20 protein-coding genes are annotated in these 19,935 nt (G+C 66.0%); 12 read left to right on the top strand and 8 right to left on the bottom strand.

What is annotated here, in order from left to right:
• Positions 1–3: 3 nt before the first annotated feature.
• Positions 4–774 carry a CHRD domain-containing protein gene (locus tag ACRB8A_RS15160; protein WP_285240443.1) on the bottom strand — a complete coding sequence of 257 codons (771 nt, stop codon included), beginning with the start codon at positions 772–774 and terminating at the stop codon, positions 4–6.
• 245 nt (positions 775–1,019) lie between these two features.
• Between ACRB8A_RS15160 and nhaA the strand changes: the two genes are divergently transcribed.
• On the top strand, positions 1,020–2,345 hold the full coding sequence (nhaA, locus tag ACRB8A_RS15155) for a Na+/H+ antiporter NhaA (RefSeq protein WP_285240444.1): 1,326 nt from the start codon (positions 1,020–1,022) through the stop codon (positions 2,343–2,345).
• Positions 2,346–2,364: 19 nt separating this feature from the next.
• On the opposite strand, the gene ACRB8A_RS15150 is transcribed toward nhaA, so the two are convergent.
• The gene (locus ACRB8A_RS15150) at positions 2,365–2,589 is read right to left on the bottom strand and encodes a hypothetical protein (protein WP_056596631.1); all 225 of its coding nucleotides are present in this window, start codon (positions 2,587–2,589) and stop codon (positions 2,365–2,367) included.
• A gap of 273 nt (positions 2,590–2,862) precedes the next feature.
• Between ACRB8A_RS15150 and ACRB8A_RS15145 the strand changes: the two genes are divergently transcribed.
• Entirely contained in the window at positions 2,863–3,996 is a 1,134-nt protein-coding gene (locus ACRB8A_RS15145) for a carboxylate-amine ligase (protein WP_432245021.1), read from the top strand.
• An 82-nt stretch (positions 3,997–4,078) separates the two neighbouring features.
• Here ACRB8A_RS15145 and ACRB8A_RS15140 read toward each other — a convergent pair whose 3' ends face one another.
• The 5 genes from ACRB8A_RS15140 to ACRB8A_RS15120 all read right to left on the bottom strand — a co-directional run bounded on the left by ACRB8A_RS15140 (position 4,079) and on the right by ACRB8A_RS15120 (position 11,518).
• Positions 4,079–5,035 (bottom strand): hypothetical protein, encoded by a 957-nt coding sequence (locus ACRB8A_RS15140; protein WP_432245020.1) that lies wholly within the window; start codon positions 5,033–5,035, stop codon positions 4,079–4,081.
• Between the two features lie 175 nt (positions 5,036–5,210).
• Complete coding sequence (locus ACRB8A_RS15135; protein ID WP_432245019.1) at positions 5,211–7,436, bottom strand: catalase; 2,226 nt, start codon at positions 7,434–7,436, stop codon at positions 5,211–5,213.
• A 147-nt stretch (positions 7,437–7,583) separates the two neighbouring features.
• A complete protein-coding gene (locus ACRB8A_RS15130) occupies positions 7,584–7,997 on the bottom strand; it encodes a DUF1003 domain-containing protein (protein ID WP_285240448.1) in 414 nt (137 codons plus the stop codon).
• Positions 7,998–8,005: 8 nt separating this feature from the next.
• Positions 8,006–10,348, bottom strand: a complete 2,343-nt coding sequence (locus tag ACRB8A_RS15125) for a cation-translocating P-type ATPase (protein ID WP_432245018.1) — start codon at positions 10,346–10,348, stop codon at positions 8,006–8,008.
• 114 nt (positions 10,349–10,462) lie between these two features.
• Complete coding sequence (locus ACRB8A_RS15120; protein ID WP_432246053.1) at positions 10,463–11,518, bottom strand: zinc-dependent alcohol dehydrogenase family protein; 1,056 nt, start codon at positions 11,516–11,518, stop codon at positions 10,463–10,465.
• A 247-nt stretch (positions 11,519–11,765) separates the two neighbouring features.
• Between ACRB8A_RS15120 and ACRB8A_RS15115 the strand changes: the two genes are divergently transcribed.
• The 3 genes from ACRB8A_RS15115 (at position 11,766) to ACRB8A_RS15105 (ending at position 13,475) form a co-directional block, all read left to right on the top strand.
• Complete coding sequence (locus ACRB8A_RS15115) at positions 11,766–12,398, top strand: hypothetical protein (RefSeq protein ID WP_432245017.1); 633 nt, start codon at positions 11,766–11,768, stop codon at positions 12,396–12,398.
• A gap of 57 nt (positions 12,399–12,455) precedes the next feature.
• Positions 12,456–12,917: a pyridoxamine 5'-phosphate oxidase family protein gene (locus ACRB8A_RS15110; protein ID WP_432245016.1), complete on the top strand. Its 462-nt coding sequence runs from the start codon at positions 12,456–12,458 to the stop codon at positions 12,915–12,917.
• A 75-nt stretch (positions 12,918–12,992) separates the two neighbouring features.
• Positions 12,993–13,475 carry a pyridoxamine 5'-phosphate oxidase family protein gene (locus tag ACRB8A_RS15105; RefSeq protein WP_432245015.1) on the top strand — a complete coding sequence of 161 codons (483 nt, stop codon included), beginning with the start codon at positions 12,993–12,995 and terminating at the stop codon, positions 13,473–13,475.
• Positions 13,476–13,491: 16 nt separating this feature from the next.
• On the opposite strand, the gene ACRB8A_RS15100 is transcribed toward ACRB8A_RS15105, so the two are convergent.
• The gene (locus ACRB8A_RS15100) at positions 13,492–13,956 is read right to left on the bottom strand and encodes a pyridoxamine 5'-phosphate oxidase family protein (RefSeq protein ID WP_432245014.1); all 465 of its coding nucleotides are present in this window, start codon (positions 13,954–13,956) and stop codon (positions 13,492–13,494) included.
• A 142-nt stretch (positions 13,957–14,098) separates the two neighbouring features.
• Here ACRB8A_RS15100 and paaA point away from each other — a divergent pair, with 142 nt between their 5' ends.
• Genes paaA through galU form a run of 7 tightly spaced genes read left to right on the top strand, consistent with a single transcriptional unit; the run spans position 14,099 to position 19,930 of the window.
• Complete coding sequence (paaA, locus tag ACRB8A_RS15095) at positions 14,099–15,118, top strand: 1,2-phenylacetyl-CoA epoxidase subunit PaaA (protein WP_056596647.1); 1,020 nt, start codon at positions 14,099–14,101, stop codon at positions 15,116–15,118.
• On the top strand, positions 15,115–15,519 hold the full coding sequence (gene paaB, locus ACRB8A_RS15090) for a 1,2-phenylacetyl-CoA epoxidase subunit PaaB (RefSeq protein ID WP_056596652.1): 405 nt from the start codon (positions 15,115–15,117) through the stop codon (positions 15,517–15,519). Before paaA ends, paaB begins: the two co-directional genes overlap by 4 nt.
• Positions 15,516–16,445: a 1,2-phenylacetyl-CoA epoxidase subunit PaaC gene (gene paaC, locus ACRB8A_RS15085; protein WP_432245013.1), complete on the top strand. Its 930-nt coding sequence runs from the start codon at positions 15,516–15,518 to the stop codon at positions 16,443–16,445. The genes paaB and paaC overlap by 4 nt, the downstream gene beginning before the upstream one ends.
• 11 nt (positions 16,446–16,456) lie before the next feature.
• A complete protein-coding gene (gene paaD, locus ACRB8A_RS15080; protein WP_285240489.1) occupies positions 16,457–16,957 on the top strand; it encodes a 1,2-phenylacetyl-CoA epoxidase subunit PaaD in 501 nt (166 codons plus the stop codon).
• 12 nt (positions 16,958–16,969) lie between these two features.
• The gene (paaE, locus tag ACRB8A_RS15075; RefSeq protein WP_285240456.1) at positions 16,970–18,190 is read left to right on the top strand and encodes a 1,2-phenylacetyl-CoA epoxidase subunit PaaE; all 1,221 of its coding nucleotides are present in this window, start codon (positions 16,970–16,972) and stop codon (positions 18,188–18,190) included.
• 30 nt (positions 18,191–18,220) lie between these two features.
• Complete coding sequence (locus ACRB8A_RS15070; protein ID WP_432245012.1) at positions 18,221–19,030, top strand: enoyl-CoA hydratase/isomerase family protein; 810 nt, start codon at positions 18,221–18,223, stop codon at positions 19,028–19,030.
• A 9-nt stretch (positions 19,031–19,039) separates the two neighbouring features.
• The gene (galU, locus tag ACRB8A_RS15065; RefSeq protein WP_285240458.1) at positions 19,040–19,930 is read left to right on the top strand and encodes a UTP--glucose-1-phosphate uridylyltransferase GalU; all 891 of its coding nucleotides are present in this window, start codon (positions 19,040–19,042) and stop codon (positions 19,928–19,930) included.
• The last annotated feature ends 5 nt before the right edge of the window (positions 19,931–19,935 follow it).

The raw sequence follows: 19,935 nt of genomic DNA, 5'->3' as shown, positions 1-19,935 counted from the left end.
TGATTACGCGGCTGCGTTAGCGGTGCGGCGGCGGACCATGTAGGTGCCGCCGGCTGCGGCCATCAGGACCAGCCCGCCGCCCAGGGCCAGGGCGCCGGCGTTAGTGCCGCCGGTTTCCTGGGCCACGCCGGTGTCAACGCCACCGGACGGCATTGCCATGCCGGCCTTCAGCGTTCCACACAGTGCGGGGGAAGTGGCGGCCAGCGGCAGGGTGGGGACCAGGTCCGACTTGGCGGCCTGGCCGGCAGCGCTCAGGGTGGCGGGATCGAGGCCGTGGACCACCACAACGGCGGTACCGGCTTCAAGGGCAGCCTTGGTGTCCGGGCTCAGCTCAAAGGTCCGGTCCACCGTGTAGCTGGCGCCCTGGCCTGCGAGCTTCAGGTCCAGCCCTGCGGCCGGGCTGGTGTCGCCGCTGGTGGAGAGCGTGGTGACAATGCCGCCGTAGCTCGGTGCACCTTCGGTGGTGGAGATGACGCCGTCGCCATCAGCGTCAGCGCCCGGTGCCGGGCAGACGCCCTGCGCGCCGCCGTGGATGTGCTGGACGTGCGGGTACGGCGCATCCATGAACGTGGGGGCGAGGCCGGAAACCTTCAGTACAGCGTGGGCCTGGTTGCCCGTGACATCAACCGTGATGGTGCCGGAGGCGGAGCTGCCGTTGATCTGGCCCAGCGTGGACTGGTAGGACTGGTCGGCTGCCATGGCGGGGGAGCCGGACAGTGCCAGCGCGCCGAGGGCGAGGGTGGGAACAGCGAGGAAGCGCAGAGTCTTGTTCATCGGAAAGCATTCTCCTCATACAAGTGACGTTGTCGTCCCAGTTGAGGGACATCTGTACTTCGGTGCCGTGGACGGGTTGGATGGGAAAAATTGTGAGCAACCTTACTTTTTTCTGGGAACTTGCCCGTTGCCGCGGTTTTCTGCCAGTTTTCCCGCGCCCGACGGCGGCCCGTAAGATGGAGCGAAGGTGCGCCGGGAAGTCTGGTCGGCATAGTTTTGTCGACCCCTCCGCGAAGGACCAGTTCATGAATCAAACACCCCAGTCCCGTGTTTTCTCCCGGGGCAGCTACTCCGAAGCCCTCCGGATCGGTGCGATCCTCCGCAAGGAAACCGTGGGCGGCGCCCTGTTGGTGGCCGCAGCGGTGATTGCCCTCATCTGGGCCAACTCCCCGGCGTCGGACTCCTACTTTGCGCTCCGGGACCTGAAGTTCGGCTATGAACCGTGGCATTTGGAACTGAGCCTCGGCGCGTGGGCCGCCGACGGGCTGCTGGCCATCTTCTTTTTCCTGGTGGGCCTGGAACTCAAGCGCGAGTTTGTGGCCGGGGACCTGCGGGAGATCAAAAAGTCGATCGTTCCGGTAGCTGCCGCGGCCGGGGGCGTGGTGGTCCCGGCCCTGATTTACGCCGCGATCAACCTGACAAGCCCCGAGACCCTCCGCGGCTGGGCCATCCCCACCGCGACGGATATTGCCTTCGCTGTTGCCGTGCTGGCCATCATCGGCTCCCACCTGCCCAGCGCGCTGCGCATCTTCCTGCTCACCCTGGCCGTGGTGGATGACCTCATCGCCATCAGCATCATCGCGTTCTTCTACTCCACCGACATCCAGGTCACTCCGCTGCTCCTGGCCCTCATCCCGCTGGGCCTGTACGCATTCCTGGCCCAGAAGTACCGGCATTTCTTCGGCCGCAAGGCCGCCGCGGCGTGGCTGATCCTGCTGCCGCTGGGCATCGTGACGTGGGCGCTGGTCCACGCGTCCGGCATCCACGCCACCGTGGCCGGGGTGCTGTTGGGCTTCGCCGTTCCGGTCATCCGCTCGCAGGCCGGCGGCGGCCCCGGCGCAGGTCCCGGCCTGGCGGAAATCTTCGAACACCGTTTCCGGCCCATCTCGGCGGGCATTGCCGTTCCCGTGTTCGCGTTCTTCTCAGCGGGCGTGGCCGTGGGCGGCTGGTCCGGGTTTGTTTCCGCGCTGAGCGATCCGGTGGCGCTCGGCATCATCGTGGCCCTGGTGCTGGGAAAGCCCATCGGCATCCTGGGCACCACCTGGGTCCTGACCAAAGCCACCCGGGCCCGGCTGGACGACTCGCTGAAATGGATCGACATCTTCGGGGTGGCGCTGCTGGCGGGCATCGGCTTTACGGTGTCGCTGCTGGTGGCGGAGCTGAGCTTCGGGCTGGGCAGCCCGCACGACGACCACGCCAAGGTGGGCATCCTGGCCGCCTCACTGATCGCGGCGGTCCTGGCCACGCTGGTGCTGACCTCCCGGAACCGGTATTACCGGCAGGCCGAGGAGCTGGAGAAAGTGGACGCTGACCAGGACGGCATCCCGGACGTGTACCAGGGCCGGCCGTAACGCCCTGCTTTTGGGCGAGTCAGGCAGGTGCCAGCGGTTGGGCGGCTGCGCCAACGTGCCGGATCTCCAGGGCCTCGGGATCCAGGAGCTTGCGCGCGCCCGTCCGTTCGTCCAGGATCCAGAACAGTTCAAGGGCAGGGACGACGCCGGTCACCCGGCCTGAGTGGAACAGTTTCCCCCGGTGCCACGCCTCGATGTGATCCCCGACGCCGAGCTGGCTGGTGTCCAGTGCCTGTGCTTCCATGCTGTGCCTCCTGCTGTTGGATCCCGGTAAGGCCCAGCCTGCCGCAGCAACGTTGCCGGGTTGTTTCGGCCGGGTGATTTTCGTGTGTCAGCAGTGACAGGTGTGACCCGCCGCCCGCCCGCCCCTCCCGTTGCCCTATCACTTATGGCTCCCATTCCCCGGGTTTGGGGACCATAGGTGATAGCGCAACGGGGGGGTTTAGGCGGCCGTCCCCGCAGCTTTGACTTGCTCCGCCGCTGAATACTGCGGGGCAATTGCGGGTAGTGGGAAGGTATGAGGAACGCCGGAAGCAGCGGAGACGGTCCCCGGACGTTCGGCGTCGAGGAGGAATTACTGCTGGTCGATCCCGGGAGCGGCGAGGCACGGCCCCTCTCCGGCGAACTGCTGGATCGGTACCGGGTGGCTGCCGTGGGAAATAACGACGACGGCGGCCCGGTCCTGACGGCCGAGTTCCAGCAGGAGATGATCGAGGTGGTCACGCCTCCGCATGCGGGCATGGCAGCACTCGAGGCGGACATCCGGGCTGGCCGGGCATTGGCGGACGGGGCCGCGCAGTCCGTGGGTGCCAGGGCCGCCGCCCTGGCCAGCTCCCCGCTGCCCTGCGATCCGCACCCCATCAGGCTCCGGCGTTATGCGGCCCTGGCTGACGAGTATGGCCTGACCGCAAGGGAGCAGCTGACCTGCGGCTGCCACATCCACGTTTCCGTGGCGTCGGCCGCCGAAGCCGTGGGCGTCCTGGACCGGATCCGCTGCTGGCTGCCCGTACTCGTGGCACTCAGCGCCAACTCGCCTTTCTGGCACGGTGAGGACTCCAGCTACGCCAGTTACCGGTCGCAGGTGATGAGCCGGTGGCCCACCGGCGGACCCCTCGAAATCCTGGGTGCACCCGAGGCATATCACCAGCTGGTCCACGACATGGTGAGCACCGGCGTGGCCATGGACGAAGGCATGATCTATTTTGATGCCCGCATGTCCCGGCACTATCCCACCGTGGAGATCCGGGTAGCGGATGTGTGCTTACTGCCCGAAAACACCGTGCTGCTGGCAGGCATCGCCCGGGCCCTGGTGGATACCGCCGCCCGGGAATGGCGGCAGGACACCCCGCCGATGGCTGTGCCGGCTGCGCTGGTCCGGTTGGCCAACTGGAAGGCCGGCCGGTGGGGACTGCGTGGCGAACTCCTGGATCCCGAGACGTTCCATCCTGCCCCGGCGCTCGCCGTCGTCAATTCCCTGCTGAACCATGTCCGCGGCGCGTTGGCGGACAACGGCGACCTGCGCCGGGTGGAGCAGCTGACCGACGCCTTGCTGGCGGACGGTACGGGGGCGATCCGGCAGCTGGAGGTGTATCACCGGACCGGCGACCTGCGCGCGGTGGTGGCGGACGCGGTGGAGTGCACGGCGCCTTGAGGTTTTCGACGCGCACATTCCCCAGCGACCCGCATAAAACGGGTGCGCCCGGGAATATGCGCGTCGTGGACGGAATTGCGCGTCATGAACCGGCAGAACGCGTCCGACGGCGGGGCCCCCCTGCCGCGGCCAGCTTCCGTTCCAGCGCTCCAGGTCGCCTTAGCTCCGCCCAGTCCCAGCGGACCACGTCGAACCCCAGCGCCCGGATCCGGTTTTCCCGGTTCTTCTCCGCCACAACCACCTGGGACACAGTTTTCCCTCGCAGGTACTCCGGCTTGACGTACTTCGTCTCGCCATCGAATTCACCCACAACCCGGGACCACTTCCAGCAGAAGTCCACGTAACCCACCAGGCCACCGGCGTCTGAGAACCGTTGCTGGAGGATCGGCGCCTCAAACCCGGCCAGATGGATCACTGCCCGGCTCAGCGACTCGCCGACGGATTCCGACAGTGGATCCGCAAAGCCGAGGACAGCCCGGATGCGCCGCGATGCTGCAGCCGAGTAGGTTGCGCCAACAGCGTCTTCCAGCTCAGCCTTGGTCAGGGCAGGCAGCGAATGGGCCGGGTCCGGGCGCAGCACGTGATCCATTGCGGGCACAGCCTCGGCGAACGGGAGGAAGGCCGCCAGGTCCAGCACCGTGCGGAGACGGCTGGTCACCAGGAGGCCCTCCCGCTGGACCACCTGAAGCCCCGCGCCGCCAGCGAAGTGGCGCTGGACCCCGCAACGTGAGCGGCCGCCGTCGTTCTTCATGGTGAGCGCCGCCACCGGGTGCGAGTACCCAACGAAAGGAATTCCCCAAACACTGGCCGCCGAGCGCCGGGCGAACACCGTCGGCGTCTGGAACGTCTCCGCGGCGGCCTGGACCCTGAGCCGGTACTGCTCCCACGGGGCAAGCGTCCGCCAGCGCGGTCCCTCGGTGTAGACGCCATGCCGGAGCCGGACCAGCGCCCCGGCCTTGACACGTTTGGCGAGTTCGTTCGGGGTCAGGTCGTGGGACAGGCGGTCACGGCTGAGCAGAAGCGGCGGAAGATCAGGCATGGACCGACCATGCCGGAAGGCCGGGACGCTCCGATAGGGCCGGCAGCGGCTATGTGGAGAACGGGCGCCGACACGCAGCTTCATTCCCGACACGCAGATTCCCTGTCGCACCCGGTATTTGGGGCGCGGCAGGGAATATGCGCGTCGAGGTCAAGAAGGGCCAGCGGGGGAGTGACTACTTGCCGGCCGCACCCGTCGCCGGGAAGCGGTCCCAGGCCCGGTGGGCGGCCAGCAGGTCAAGGACAGCGGGGATGACAGCATCCGGGCCCTCCCCAACAGCGATCCCGGGCCCGTCCGCACTCACGCCGGCAGCAGCCAGCGCCTCAGTTCCGGAGCCCCAGGCCGCGATCGCCTTGGCATGGCGGAAGGCTTCCGAGAGCAGCAGGGCCACCCGGGGATCGACGGCGACGGCCGGCTCGCCGGCTTTGGCGTCGCGTCCCTGGGTCGCATCAGGGGCGGGTTTCCCGGCACCTGCCACGATGACGGCGTCGAACTCCGTGGACCGGGCCGTCAGGTACGTCCGCTGCACCGGGACGCCGGCGCCGTCGTCGCCCGCCAGAACACCGCCCGTCGGCGCGATGACGAGCGGGACGATCCCTTCGGCGTTCAACGCCTCACGGGCGGCTGAAACCTGCGCGACGTCGCTGGAGGCGTCGGCGAGGATCCCCACCACCCTGCCGGCCACCGGCCATGAGCCGCCAACCTGCGACACGGCTGGGCTCGGCTCCGCATCGGCAACCTGGACCGTGGCTCCCGGAGCGGGCATCCCCAGCCCGGCGGCCACGGCGGCGCAGAGGCCGGCGTCGATGTTGGCCAGGGCCATCAGCTGCCGCTCGCGGATGTTCGCTTCGTAGCATTTGCCGAGCTCAAAGGTGTACGCCTGGATGACGTGGTCCTGCTCCACCGGGGTGAGGCTGCGGAAGAACAACCGGGCCTGGCTGAAATGGTCGTCGAAGGACGCGGGATTGCGCCGTTCCTTGATGCCCGCCGCAATTTCCTCGGGGACATCGACGAACGCCCCCACGTCCTGGCCCGCCAGGAACGGGCAGCCGCCGTCCAGGGAGTTCGGGTGGTACGGGGCTGTTCCGCCATGGACCGCTGTCTGGTGCATCCCGTCGCGGAGCATGTCGTTGACCGGGGCGTGCGGCCGGTTGATCGGGAGCTGGGCGAAGTTGGGCCCGCCCAGCCGGGAGATCTGGGTGTCAAGGTAGGAGAACAGGCGGACCTGAAGCAACGGATCGTTGGTCACGTCGATGCCCGGGACCAGGTGTCCCGGATGGAAGGCCACCTGCTCGGTTTCGGCAAAGTAGTTTGTGGGATTGGCGTTGAGCGTCATGAGCCCGATGGGCTGAACGGGCGCGAGCTCCTCCGGCACAAACTTGGTGGGGTCAAGCAGGTCGATCCCTTCGAACATCTGGTCCTCGGTGTCCGGGAATGTTTGGATCCCGAGCTCCCATTCCGGGTAGGCGCCCGCTTCGATGGCGTCGGCGAGGTCACGGCGGTGGAAATCCGGGTCCATGCCGTTGATGATCTGGGCTTCCTCCCACACCAGCGAGTGGACGCCCTGCTTGGGCTTCCAGTGAAACTTCACCAGGGTGGTCTTGCCTGCCGCGTCGACCAGCCGGAACGTGTGGACGCCGAACCCTTCCATGGTCCGGTAGGAGCGGGGCAGTCCCCGGTCCGACATGTTCCACATCGTGTGGGCCTGCGCCTCGGTGTGCAGGGAGACGAAGTCCCAGAATGTGTCGTGGGCGCTTTGGGCCTGGGGGATTTCCCGGTCGGGGTGAGGCTTGCCGGCGTGGATGATGTCCGGGAACTTGATGCCGTCCTGGATGAAGAACACCGGGATATTGTTGCCTACGAGGTCGTAGGTGCCCTCGTCGGTGTAGAACTTCGTGGAGAATCCGCGGGTGTCCCGGACCGCGTCTGCGGAGCCCCGGGATCCCAGGACGGTGGAAAACCGAACGAACACGGGCGTCTCAACATCCGCTGCCAGGAACCCTGCCCTGGTGATCCTGGCGGCCGTCCCGTAGGAGCGGAAGATGCCGTGCGCGCCCGCGCCCCGGGCATGGACCACGCGTTCCGGGATGCGTTCGTGGTCGAAGTGCGTGATCTTCTCCCGCAGGTGGTGGTCCTGCAGCAGGATGGGGCCGCGCGGCCCGGCTTTGAGTGAATGGTCTGTGTCACCCAGGCGCAGCCCCTGGGCGGTGGTCAGGTACTGGCCGGACTGGGCGCGCGAGGTGGCCGGCGCCCCGGTGGGGCTTCCCGTGGGGGACACGGCCTCCGGCCCTTGCTGGTCAGGCTTGGGCGGCAACGGCTCGCGCGGAGCGGTGGGTTCTTCGACGGCGGGAGGCTCGGTGGACGGAGCGCCCGGAATGACGATGTTGTCTTCAACTGGCACGATACTGTCTCCTCGGAGTTGGCTGCCTTAGCCCGGACATCACCTAAAGCTAAGCTTGCTTAGTATCTTAGGGTGATTGGAACTGCCTGACAACGTCCGCGGTGTCCGGGGCCGCCGGCGCCCCCCGCTGACGTCCGTCCGCATCGGTCAGGAGACTAAGTCCGTTCGTGCCTTTTTGAGCTCCTTCAGGATTTCGAGCTGTTCGCGGTTGATGGTGATCAGGAGTTCGATTTCTTCCTTTGCCCTGGTGTTGGTGTCGAAGTCGTGCTGGGCCATTGCTGCTGCGATGGCGTCCTGCCGCTTGGCCGCGATGAGGAGAATAGCGCCCTGGAGTCCGGCCAACATTGAGAGCAGGAGGTTCAGCAGGATGTACGGATACGGGTCCCAGGCCTTCGAAGCCAGCGCCCAGGTGTTGATGGCGGCCCAGATGAGCATAAAGCCGATGAAACTTCCCACAAAGGGCCAGCTGCCCATTCCGTTCCGCATGATGTCGGCGGCGCGTTGTCCGCTGGTAAGGGAGGCTTTGTGTTTGTCATGCCAGGTGTTCTGCTGATGGCTCATGACTCAGACTAGACCTGCCTGGATGACGGAAGCGGGGGTGTCGTTGAGTGCCGCCGGTGGGCCCGATGCAGAAGCTCGACGGCGGCGCAGCCCAGGAGGGAGATCGAGACGGATACTGTCAAATGTTCCTGCCCCAGAAGGGTGAACTGGAAGAAATCCTGGAGCGGCGGGGCTGTCAGCAAAAGGACAAGGGCGGCGTACATGGCACCGATGATGAGTGCCCGCCAGCGGTTCATGGGCCGCGAGAGAACCACCAGCACCCATAAGGCGATCAGGGTCAGGACAAGGGCGGAACTTGTCCTGGTGGCGGAACCCGTGCCGTGGCCGGCCATCAGTGAATAGGTGTTGATGCCAAGGACGGCCAGGGCAATGATGAGCCCGGCGGGAGCGGCGAAGGACAACGATCGTTTGAGGAATCCTGCCCGGTAGCGGCGCGGGTTCGGCATGAGCGCCAGGAAGAATGCAGGAATGCCGATGGTGATGCCGTCCGTGGCCGAGAGCTGGCGGGGGAGGAACGGAAATCCCCAGAGCAGGGCACCGAACAGGACGGAAAGAACCACCGCGTAGGCGGTCTTCGCCAGGAACAGCATGGAGACCCGCTCGATGTTGGCAATGACCCGCCGGCCTTCCGCAACTACTCCAGGGAGCCTGTCGAACCGACCGTCCAGGAGAACCAGTCTTGAGACCGCTTTGGTAGCGGCCGCTGCTGAGTCCATCGCAATGCCGATATCGGCCTCCTTCAAGGCCAGCGCATCGTTGACACCATCGCCGGTCATTGCCACCACATGCCCCCGCCTCTGCAGGGCACGGACCATGTCTTTCTTCTGCGCCGGAGTGACCCGTCCGAATACAGTGTGGAGCTCCATCACAGCAGCCAACTCTTCCGGATCGGTAGGCAGCTGACGGGCGTCGAAACCGCCACCAGTGTCCAGGCCCACGTCCCGGGCAACCGCTGCGACGGTCCGGGGGTCGTCCCCGGAAATGATCTTCAGCCCGACGCCCTGCTCCCTGAAGTAGGACAGCGTCCGGGCCGCGTCAGGCCGGACTTTTTCACGAAACGTCAGCAGTACCGCAGGAACCGGCGTGGCCGGCAGCGCCGCCTCACCCGTTCTTCCGGCAGCGGTTGTCCCTGCCGAGTGGGCCAGGACCAGCGTCCTGAGGCCGGTTGAGGCGAGGTGGGCCGCCGTCCGGCGGGCACTATCGGCGTCAGCTGTCCCCGGTTCAAGGACGATCTCCGGGGCACCCAGCAGCCACGTTCCCGCCATGGACGAGCCTGCGGTGAAGCTGACGGCACTCCACTTCCGGCTGGACGAAAAAGGAACTGAGGAAATCGGACGGAGTGTGGCGTCGGCCGGGAAGGCCTCGGCAAGGCACCGGGCGGTGGCGTTCGCATTGGGGTCTGTCCCGAACCAGCCAAGGGCCTGTTTCCACCCGTCGGGTGGTTTGGTGCCGGAGTCATGGACGGCGTCGAAAACGATCCTCCCAACAGTGAGCGTTCCCGTTTTGTCCAGGCACAGCATGTCCACGCGGGCGAGGCCTTCCACTGCAGCGAGTTCCTGGATGAGTACCTTCTGGCGCGCCAACCGGACGGCGCCCACGGCGAAAGCGACACTCGTCATAAGAACCAGACCCAACGGAACCATCGCGATAACGCTGGCGACGGCCCCCACTGAAGCGGTTTTCCAGCTTCCGGTTGCGATTGCGTGGTGCCACCCGCCCTGGCCCTGCATCTGGCCGTTGATGACGATGGCCATGATCGGAAGCAGGGCCACGGTGATCCACCGCAGGATCCGGTTGAGCCCATGGCGGATCTCTGACTGGACAAGGGAGAACCGTTTGGCCTCGGCCGTCAGTCGGCTGGCAAAGGACTCCGGCCCCACTTTGGTCACCGATCCCAGGCCGTGACCGGTGACGACGCTGGAGCCGGACAGGACTTCGGCGCCGATGCCCTTTTGTACGGGGTCCGATTCGCCGGTGAGCAGGGACTCATCGACTTCCAGGCCAGCTGAGTCCAGCATCAACGCGTCCGCAGGGATCTGGTCCCCGGCGCGGAGGACCAGAATGTCGTCCATCACAACGTCCTGGACGTCGATGTCTTGAATATCGCCGTCCCGGAGTACCCGTGCCTGCGGCGAGTTGAGAACGGCCAGCCGGTCCAGGGACCTTTTCGCCACGTATTCCTGCACCACGCCTATCAGGGCGTTGCTCACGGCGGCGAATCCGAACAACGCATCCCGCCACTGGCCCAGCAGCAGGAGCAGCAGGAAGCTGCCGGCAACTATTGCATTAAAAAGAGTCAGCACGTTGGCCCTGAAAATGTCCCACAGGCTCCTGCTGGACCGATCGGACATGACGTTGGTCAAACCGGCGCCAACGCGCACGGCGACCTCGTCGGTGGAAAGCCCTACCCTTGGGGGCCCGGGCAACGGACGGAGTGCTGCGTGCTCTCGCGGTGTCATGGCCACTCAGGCGTTGAGGATTACCTTGAGGGCCTTGGTTTCGGCGGCCCGGGAAAAGGAATCGTACGCCTTTTCGATGTCCTTGAGATCGAACGTGTGGCTTACGAACTGGTCCACCCGCAATTTTCCCTGTGCGACGAGTTTGAGCAGCGTTCCGGTTGTATTGGTGTTCACCAGGCCCGTGGTGATGGTGATATTGGAGATCCAGAGTTTATCCAGCGGCAGTTCCACGCCTTGACCGTGCACGCCCACGTTGGCAACGTGGCCGGCCGGCCGGACAATATCCAGGACCATCGCAAAGGTTTGCGGGACGCCAACGGCTTCAATGGCAACATCGACGCCGAGGCCATCCGTGAGGGCGAAAACCTGGTCCCGCCAGTCGGCGTCGGTTGATACCACGCCGTCCGTGGCTCCGAAGGCTGCTGCCAGCTCCACCCGGTTCGGGTCGACGTCGACAGCGATGATCCGTGACGGCCCGTAAAGGCCGGCGGTGGTGATGGCCGCGAGCCCCACAGGACCTGCGCCGACGACGGCCACAACGTCCCCGGGCTTGACGGCTCCGTACTGCACGCCGATTTCGTGGCCAGTGGGGAGGATATCCGACAGCAACGTTCCGGCCTGGGGGCTGACGCCGTCGGGCACTTTGTAAACGGAAGTCTCGGCGTACGGGACGCGCACCAACTCTGCCTGCGTCCCGTCGATGAGGTGTCCGAGGATCCAGCCGATTCCCGGCGCACCTTCCTCGCCCAGGCAGTGGGAAAAGACGCCCTGCTTGCAATAGTCGCAATGCCCGCAGGCGGAAATGCACGAGATGATCACCCGGTCACCGATCATGAGGCTCGTGACGGCGGATCCGGTTTCAGTAATCGTGCCGACCCCTTCATGCCCGAGGATGCGGCCGGGACGGACTGCTGGAACGTCACCTTTGAGGATGTGCAGGTCGGTACCGCAAATGGTTGTCGTCTCGATTCGTACGATGACGTCGGTGGGCTTCTGGATCCTCGGATCCGCCACGTCTTCCCATGCCTTCTGACCCGGACCCTTATAAACAAGTGCTTTCATCATCAGTCTTTCGATCGACCAAGGCGCCCTCGATTGAGGGTTGCGTTCGGCGGCATCGCGGTGTTCAGACCAGCCCAGCGTATAGGTCCTCTTGGCATCACGGTCAGAATTCATCTGACTTGTGCGCACTTTCGCCGCGAATAGGCACACACTGGAATCCGGAGGTCCTTTAGGAGCCGATGCACGTGAAATACCTGTCCGCGCTTTTCCTCGATTCCATTGAGTACAACGTGCCCGAAGCGCTCCCATGACGGGCCCGCTCCGGCGCCGGTGGGTGATTGCCGTAACGGCCGGCGAGGCAGCCGGGTTCATGATCCCGGCCGCCGCAGGCGGTGTGATGGCTGTGGCCGCCACGCCAACGTTCATCGTCTACCCGGTGATGATCGCTGCTGGAGCCTGCGAAGGGGCTTTGCTTGGGGTTGGGCAGTCGATCGGTTTTGGTCCTGCGCTGGTTCGGCGTCCAGCCTGGGTTGCCGTGACAGCGCTGGGCGCCGCCGTGGCGTGGTCCATTGGCATGCTGCCCAGTACCATCGCCGGCTTCGATCCGGGCTCGCCGGCGTCTGTGCCGTGGATGATCGCCGGGGCGCTCCTGCTGCTGGCATCGATTCCTGCCCTGCAGTGGCTCGTCCTGCGCAGAGTGATGCAGCGCGCCTTTTGGTGGGTACCGGCCAATGCCGGTGCCTGGGCAGCGGGCATCCTGTGGACCCTGGCGCCCTCTCCATTCATCGACGAAACAACCTCCTTCCCCGTGCTCCTGGGGGCCTACTTGGTGGCCGGCCTGCTGATGGCCGCCACCGTGGCACTTCTGACCAGCTTCGCTGCCGTGCGTGTGCAAAAATCCGTCCACCAGGCCGGCGTGGCACGAATCCAGCCGGAGTGAAGCAAAACCAAACCATTTGTCCAGCTCCACGCCCGCACCAAACACCGGAGGTATTACATGGCTGCATCACCGAACGACTCCCACCTCAGCTTCGACCAGTGCTGGGAGCTGTTGGCTGCATCAATTGTGGGCAGGCTTGCCCTTGTGGTGGACGGCCATCCGGAGATCTTTCCGGTGAATTTTGTCCTCGAACGCCGAACCATCGTTTTCCGGACAGCCGCCGGGACAAAGCTGTGGGCATCGGCGAAGCAGCAGCCCACGGCCTTTGAAATCGACGGCTACGACCCCCAGGCCGCCGAGGCGTGGAGCGTCGTCGTCAGGGGCACCACGACGTTGATTGAGGACCCGGATGAACTGTCAGCGGTGGATGTCCTGAACCTGGAACCGTGGGAGCCCGGCACAAAACGCCACTACGTCAGGCTCTCGCCCCTGACCCTGACCGGGCGGCGGTTCAGGGTCGCCGCTCCGGACGTATGGAATACCCGGTTGCATGATGAGCGCCGCGCGTCCTTCGAGTAGCTCCTGGTGGAATCGGCAATCGCACCCCGTCCGGCGCTCTGGTGCGGTTGACCGTGCGGGCGTAGGGTCTGCTTCATGACCAACCAGTCCAATGCACCCGAGACGCCGGCGTCCGTGGAAAACCTTGACTCCCAACAATGCTGGGAACTCCTGCGGCAGGTATCGGTTGGACGGCTGGCGGTGTGGGTTGATGACCACCCCGACATCTTTCCGCTCAACTACGCAGTGGACCATGGCAGCGTTGTCTTCCGGACCGGCGGGGGAACCAAACTTGGCGGCGCCTTGGGTGGGACTCCGGTTGCGCTGGAGGCCGACGGCGTCGACGCGGCTTCGGGGATGGCCTGGAGCGTGGTGGTTAAGGGCAAAGCCGCTGCTCTGACAGGAACCGAGGAGATCCTCGATTCAATGTCTCTTTTCCTTTTCCCGTGGCAGGGCGGCCAAAAGGACCATTTCGTCCGGATCACACCGGACGCCATCACCGGCAGGCGCTTTCGGGTCACCCCGCCGCTGACGTGGTGGACCCAGTTCAGCACTGCACCGCAGGCGTCCCCGGAGTAGGCGGGGCGCCACGGCCCTATTCCCAGTCGGCCGAGAAATCCAACGGCGGCCACCACCGAGACCGCGAGTGGACGGGGAACCGCCTGCCGCTGACCTCTGTCGGCGCGATCTGCACAAAATGGTCCTTGAGCCCGGGCGCCCACGGTTGGCGGTCCGGGTCGGCTTCCGCCAGGCTGGTCAGGTCGCCCTCAAACGGTGCTGGTATTCCTTTGACCACAACACTCCAGACCTCGGTGCCGTAGGCGTTGAGGCCGTCTGTTTCCAACGCCACGGCCGCGCCGGTAGCGAGTGCCCGCAGCTTGGTTCCGGGCGCAGTGCGAAAGACCAGCGTCTGGTTGACGGCCAGGTAGTTCACCGGAAAGATTTCGGGGCTGGTGCCGTTGATGACGGCCAGCCGCCCGATGTAGGAGGACTGAAGGTAGTCCCAGCACTCTGCCGGGGAAAGGGTTTCCGTTTGGGGTCCTGGCTGGATAGTGGTCATGACGCCGATCCTAGACCTCGTCCGGCCCATGCCCGCCGCCCCGCCCCCGCGCTTGACGCCCCGCAGCCCCTCCGCATATCCTGAACGAACGGTCGGTAAATAAATCTGCGGCCGTCCAGAAGGACATTGCATAGGAGCAACCATGGCAGCGCAGAACCTGCAGTCAGTGCCCGCAGAGCCCCAGGCGGAAGCAGCCCAGGAACAGGCCCGGCAGCACCAGGCGGACGGCCAGGCCTACTTTGACCGCGTCATGGCGGAGGATTCCCGGATCGAGCCCCGGGACTGGATGCCCCCGGCCTACCGGAAGACGCTGTTGCGCCAGATCTCCCAGCATGCGCACTCGGAAATCATCGGCATGCAGCCCGAAGCCAACTGGATTTCCCGGGCGCCCAGCCTCAAGCGCAAGGCCATCCTGATGGCCAAGGTCCAGGACGAGGCCGGCCACGGGCTGTACCTCTACTCCGCCGCGGAGACGCTCGGCCAGTCGAGGGACCAGATGATGGCGGACCTGATCGCCGGCAAGGCCCGCTACTCAAGCATCTTCAACTACCCGGCCCGGACCTGGGCGGACATGGGCGCCATCGGCTGGCTGGTGGACGGTGCCGCCATCTGCAACCAGGTTCCGCTGTGCCGTGCCTCCTACGGACCGTACGGCCGGGCGATGGTCCGCGTCTGCAAGGAGGAGTCATTCCACCAGCGCCAGGGCTTCGAGATCCTCCTGGAACTCGCCAACGGCACCCCGGAACAAAAGCAGATGGCGCAGGACGCCGTGGACCGCTGGTACGCCCCGGCCCTGATGATGTTTGGCCCGCCGGACGACGATTCGCCAAACTCCAAGCAGTCCATGGCCTGGAACATCAAGCGCTTCAGCAATGACGAGCTCCGCAGCCGGTTTGTGGGAATGATGGTGGAGCAGGTCCGGGTCCTGGGCCTCACGCTCCCCGATGATCAGGTCCGCTTCAACGAGGACACCAAAAAGTGGGAGCACGGCCCCCTGGACTGGAACGAGTTCCAGGAGGTCCTGGCCGGCCGCGGTCCCTGCAACGCCCAGCGCCTGGAACGTCGCCGGGAAGCGCACGACGACGGCGCCTGGGTCCGCGAGGCCGCGGCCGCCTACGCAGCAAAACAGCAGGCCAAAGAGACAAAGGAATTCGCAGCATGACGCCACCACACGGAAACCCCGATGCCCCCGTCAGCGCCGCCAGGGAAGTAGCCGAAGAAGCCGCAAAGGTTCCGGCTGGAACCCCCAGCCCGGAGGCAGCAGCGAAGGAAGCGGGAGTCCGGAACGGCTGGGGCCTCTGGGAGGTCTTTGTCCGCTCCAGCCGCGGCCTGAGCCACGTGCACGCCGGCTCCCTGCACGCGCCGGACGCCGCCATGGCCCTCCGCAACGCCCGGGACCTCTACACGCGCCGCAACGAGGGCGTCTCCATCTGGGTGGTCCCGGCGGACGCCATCGCCGCCAGCGACCCGGACGCCAAGGGATCGTTCTTCGAGTCCCCGCAGGGCAAGGATTACCGGCACGCCACGTATTACACCAAAAGCGAAGGGGTGAAGCACCTGTGACCCCCACCGGAACCAACACGGCACAGGAAACCGGCCACGGCGACATCTCCACCGGTGTGGCCGGCAGCGGCGACAGCAACGCCAGCGCCACCCGCATCACCCCCGGCAACGCCCTCCGCCCCGAGGACATCGCCCTGGAGGTCCGCACCGGCCAGGTCAAGCCCACCGCAGACATCGCCGAGTACGCGCTCCGGCTGGGCGACGACGCCCTGATCCTGTCCCAGCGCCTGGGCCACTGGATTTCACGGGCCCCGGAGCTGGAGGAGGATGTGGCACTGGGCAACATCGCCCTGGACCAGCTGGGCCACGCCCGGTCCTTCCTCACCTACGCGGCCGGCGGGATGGACAACCCGGACGGCACGGCCAGGACCGAGGATGACCTGGCCTACTTCCGCCGCGAACACCAGTTCCGCTCCGCGCAGCTGTTCGAACAGCCCAACGGCGACTTCGCCGTGACCATCGCCCGGCAGTTTATGGTCAGCTACTACCAGTTCGAGCTGTACCGCCGGCTCACCGAATCCAGCGACGCCACCCTGGCCGCCATCGCCGCCAAAGCCGTCAAGGAAGTGGATTACCACCGGGACCACAGCGCCCAGTGGATCCTGCGCCTGGCCGGCGGCACCGAGGAATCCCGCCGCCGGATGATCCACGGGCTGCGCCTGATGTGGCCCTACGTCAACGAACTGTTCCAGGACGATGACCTCACGGAGCGGCTGGCCCAGGCCGGTGCGGCAGTGCTGCCGTCCAGCCTGCGGGAGGACTTTGACCGGCTGGCCGGCGAGCTCCTGGCGGCGGCGGAACTCGAGGTGCCGGAGGTCCCGGCAGCGCCCGGCGGCGGCCGCACCGGCAAGCACTCCGAACACCTGGGCTACCTCCTCGCGGAGATGCAGGTCCTGGCCCGCGAGCATCCCGGAGCCAAGTGGTGACCGCCGTGGCAATGGAACGTACGACGGCGGCCCAACAGGTTTGGGACATCGCCGCCACCGTGTGCGATCCGGAGATCCCCGTCCTCACCATCGCGGACCTGGGGATCCTCCGCGACGTGCAGGTGGCGGGGGAGCGCGTCACGGTCACCATCACGCCCACCTATTCGGGCTGCCCCGCCATGGACGCCATCCGTGACGACCTCCAGGCCGCCTACGCCAAAGAGGGTTACGCGGACGTGCACGTGGACCTGGTGCTCGCCCCGGCCTGGACCACCGACTGGATGACGGACGCCGGAAAGCAGAAGCTGCAGGAGTACGGCATCGCACCGCCTACCGGGCTGGCGGGCGCGGCCCGGCACGCAGGTCCCATCCGGCTGCAGATGGCCGTGAAGTGCCCGCAGTGCGCCAGCCTGCACACCAAGGAACTCACCCGCTTCGGTTCCACGTCCTGCAAGGCGCTCTACGTCTGCCAGGACTGCAGCGAACCGTTCGACTACTTCAAAGTCCTGTAAAGGAAGCACCCCATGACTGTTGTCCGCCAGAGCGCCGCCGAAACGGCGGAGGCCACCGGCCGCCGTCGTCCGTCCTTCCACACCCTCACCGTGGCGGAGGTGCGCCGGCTGACCGACGATGCCATCGAGGTCACCTTCGGGGTGCCCCAGGACCTGGCCGGGAAATTCGACTACCTCCCAGGCCAGTACGTTGCCCTGCGCACCACGCTGCCGGATGCTGACGGCGAACTCCATGAGGTGCGGCGCAGCTACTCCATCTGCGCCGAGCCGCGCAGCTTCGCGGACGGGACCAGTGAGATCCGGGTGGCCGTGAAGCAGGACCTGGGCGGGCTGTTCTCCACGTGGGCCAACGCCGAGCTGAAGGCGGGGGACACCCTGGAGGTGATGAGCCCCATGGGCGCGTTTGTGTCCAAGCACGGCCGGGACGGCTCGGTGGAGCAAAACGTTATGAACTCCATGAACCACCCGGAGGACCTGGCGGGGGAGGCGGGCAGCTTCGTGGCCATCGCGGCGGGGTCCGGCATCACCCCGGTGATTGCCATTGCCCGGACGCTGCTGGCCAACCCGGACACCCGGTTCGACCTGATCTACGCCAACAAGGCCGCCATGGACGTGATGTTCCTGGAGGAACTTGCGGATCTGAAGGACCGGTACCCGCAGCGTCTGGCCATCCACCACGTGCTGTCCCGGGAGCAGCGGATCGCACCGCTGCTGAGCGGCCGGATTGATGCGGAGAAGCTGCAGCAGCTCCTGGGCACCGCCATCCACGCTGACGATGTGGACGAATGGTTCCTGTGCGGGCCGTTTGAGCTGGTGCAGCTGTGCCGGGACACCCTGGCGGAGCGCGGCGTGAAGCCGGAGAACGTCCGGTTCGAGCTGTTCACCTCCGGCAAGCCGGACCGTCCGGAGGGCCAGGCCGGCCGTCCCGTGGTGGTGGACGAGTCCCAGGATACCTACAAGATCACGTTCAAGCTGGACGGCCTGCAGGGGGAGGTGGCCACGCCCACGCATGCCCGCGAGTCCATCCTGAATGCAGCCCTGCGGGTCCGCCCCGATGTGCCGTTCGCGTGCGCCGGGGGAGTATGCGGGACCTGCCGCGCCAAGGTGGTCAGCGGCAGCGTCACCATGGACGAAAATTACGCGCTGGAGCAGGATGAGCTGGACAAGGGCTACGTGCTCACCTGCCAGTCGCACCCCACCAGCAAAGACGTCACGCTGGACTTTGACGTCTAAGCCCCTTCGCCGGAATCCAAGGAGCAAGCCATGATTTCCCTTTCCATCAGCAACAACGTGGCCGAGGTGGTGCTGGACGCGCCGCACAAGCTGAATTCGCTGGATGAGCAGGCCCTCAAGGATTTAACACAGGCGTACGACGACGCCGCTGCCGCCGCCTCCCGCGGGAAGGTCCGGGCCCTGCTCCTTCGGGGAGAGGGCCGGGCCTTCTGCGCGGGCCGCGACATTTCCGGGGTCACGCCGGAGAATGACGACGCCGCCGCTTACTTGGGTGGGTTGGTGGAGCCGCTGCTGCAGAAGATGGCAGCGTTCCCGGCGCCCACCTTCGCTGCCGCGCACGGTGCCTGCCTGGGGGTGGGGCTGGGCCTGCTGCTGGCCACGGACGTGGTGTACGTGGCGGAGAACGCCAAGTTCGGGTCGCCGTTCGCCAAGCTGGGGGCCACGCTGGATTCCGGCGGGCACTGGTACTTCACCGAGCGCCTGGGCATGCACCGCACGCTGGACTTGATTTACACAGCGGAACTGATCAGTGGCGCGGAGGCTGTGGCGCAGGGAATGTTCAGCCGGGCCATGCCGGCCGATGAACTTCTGGGGTCAACGCGGCAGATTGTGGCGCGTGTGGCGGCAGGTGCAACAGAGGCGTTCACGGCCAGCAAGGACCTGGTGGCACACATCCGGGACCAGCGCCTAGGCCTGTGGAAGGCCATGCAGGAGGAGAACGCGGAGCAGGCCCGCCTGTGCTCAACGGACGATTATGCCGAAGGGTTCCGGGCCTTCCAGGAAAAACGGGCACCGCAATTTACCGGCGGCAAATTGCCATCCGCCATGCTTGATTTGTAAGGTTCAGCTATGACTATGGGGAGAGCTATAACCAAAGCCGTCATTCCTGCTGCCGGATTGGGGACTCGCTTCCTGCCCGCCACCAAGGCAATGCCGAAGGAAATGCTGCCGGTTGTTGACCGGCCGGCCATCCAGTACGTGGTGGAGGAGGCCGTGAATTCGGGCCTGACTGACCTGCTGATGATTACGGGACGGAACAAGCGTGCCCTGGAGGACCACTTTGACCGGGAACCCGGCCTGGAAGGTGCCTTGGAGCGGAAGGGTGACACGGACAAGCTTGCTGCCGTGGAGCACGCCTCCAACCTGGGCCCCATCCACTACGTGCGCCAGGGTGAGGCCAAGGGCCTGGGCCATGCGGTGCTGTGCGCCAGCCAGCACGTGGGCAACGAGCCGTTCGCGGTGCTCCTGGGGGATGACCTCATCGATGAGGCCGAGTCCCTGCTGAGCACCATGATGGAGGTCCAGCAGAAGACCGGCGGGTCGGTGATCGCCCTGATCGAGGTTGACCCCTCGCAGATCAGCGCTTACGGCTGCGCCGACATTTCCGTGGTGGCGGGCGAGGACTACGTCCGCGTGAACTCCCTGGTGGAAAAGCCTGCTGTGGGTGAGGCGCCGTCCAACCTGGCCGTGATCGGCCGGTACGTGCTGCACCCGGCCGTGTTCGGTGTCCTGGAGAACACCCCTCCCGGCCGCGGCAACGAGATCCAGCTGACGGACGCGCTGCAGACCCTTGCCGCGGGCGAGGGCAACGGCTCCGGGGTGTACGGGGTGGTCTTCAAGGGCCGCCGGTATGACACCGGCGACAAGCTCAGCTACCTCAAGGCCGTCATCACCCTGGCCTCCGAGCGCGTGGAATTCGGCGAAGACCTCAAAAGCTGGATGAAAGCCTTCGTCAACTAGCTTTA

It is taken from the genome of Arthrobacter sp. G.S.26 (genome assembly GCF_050847375.1).
Classification (GTDB): domain Bacteria; phylum Actinomycetota; class Actinomycetes; order Actinomycetales; family Micrococcaceae; genus Arthrobacter.
Note: the sequence above shows the minus strand (reverse complement) of the source record. Positions and strands in the feature narration are given on the sequence as shown.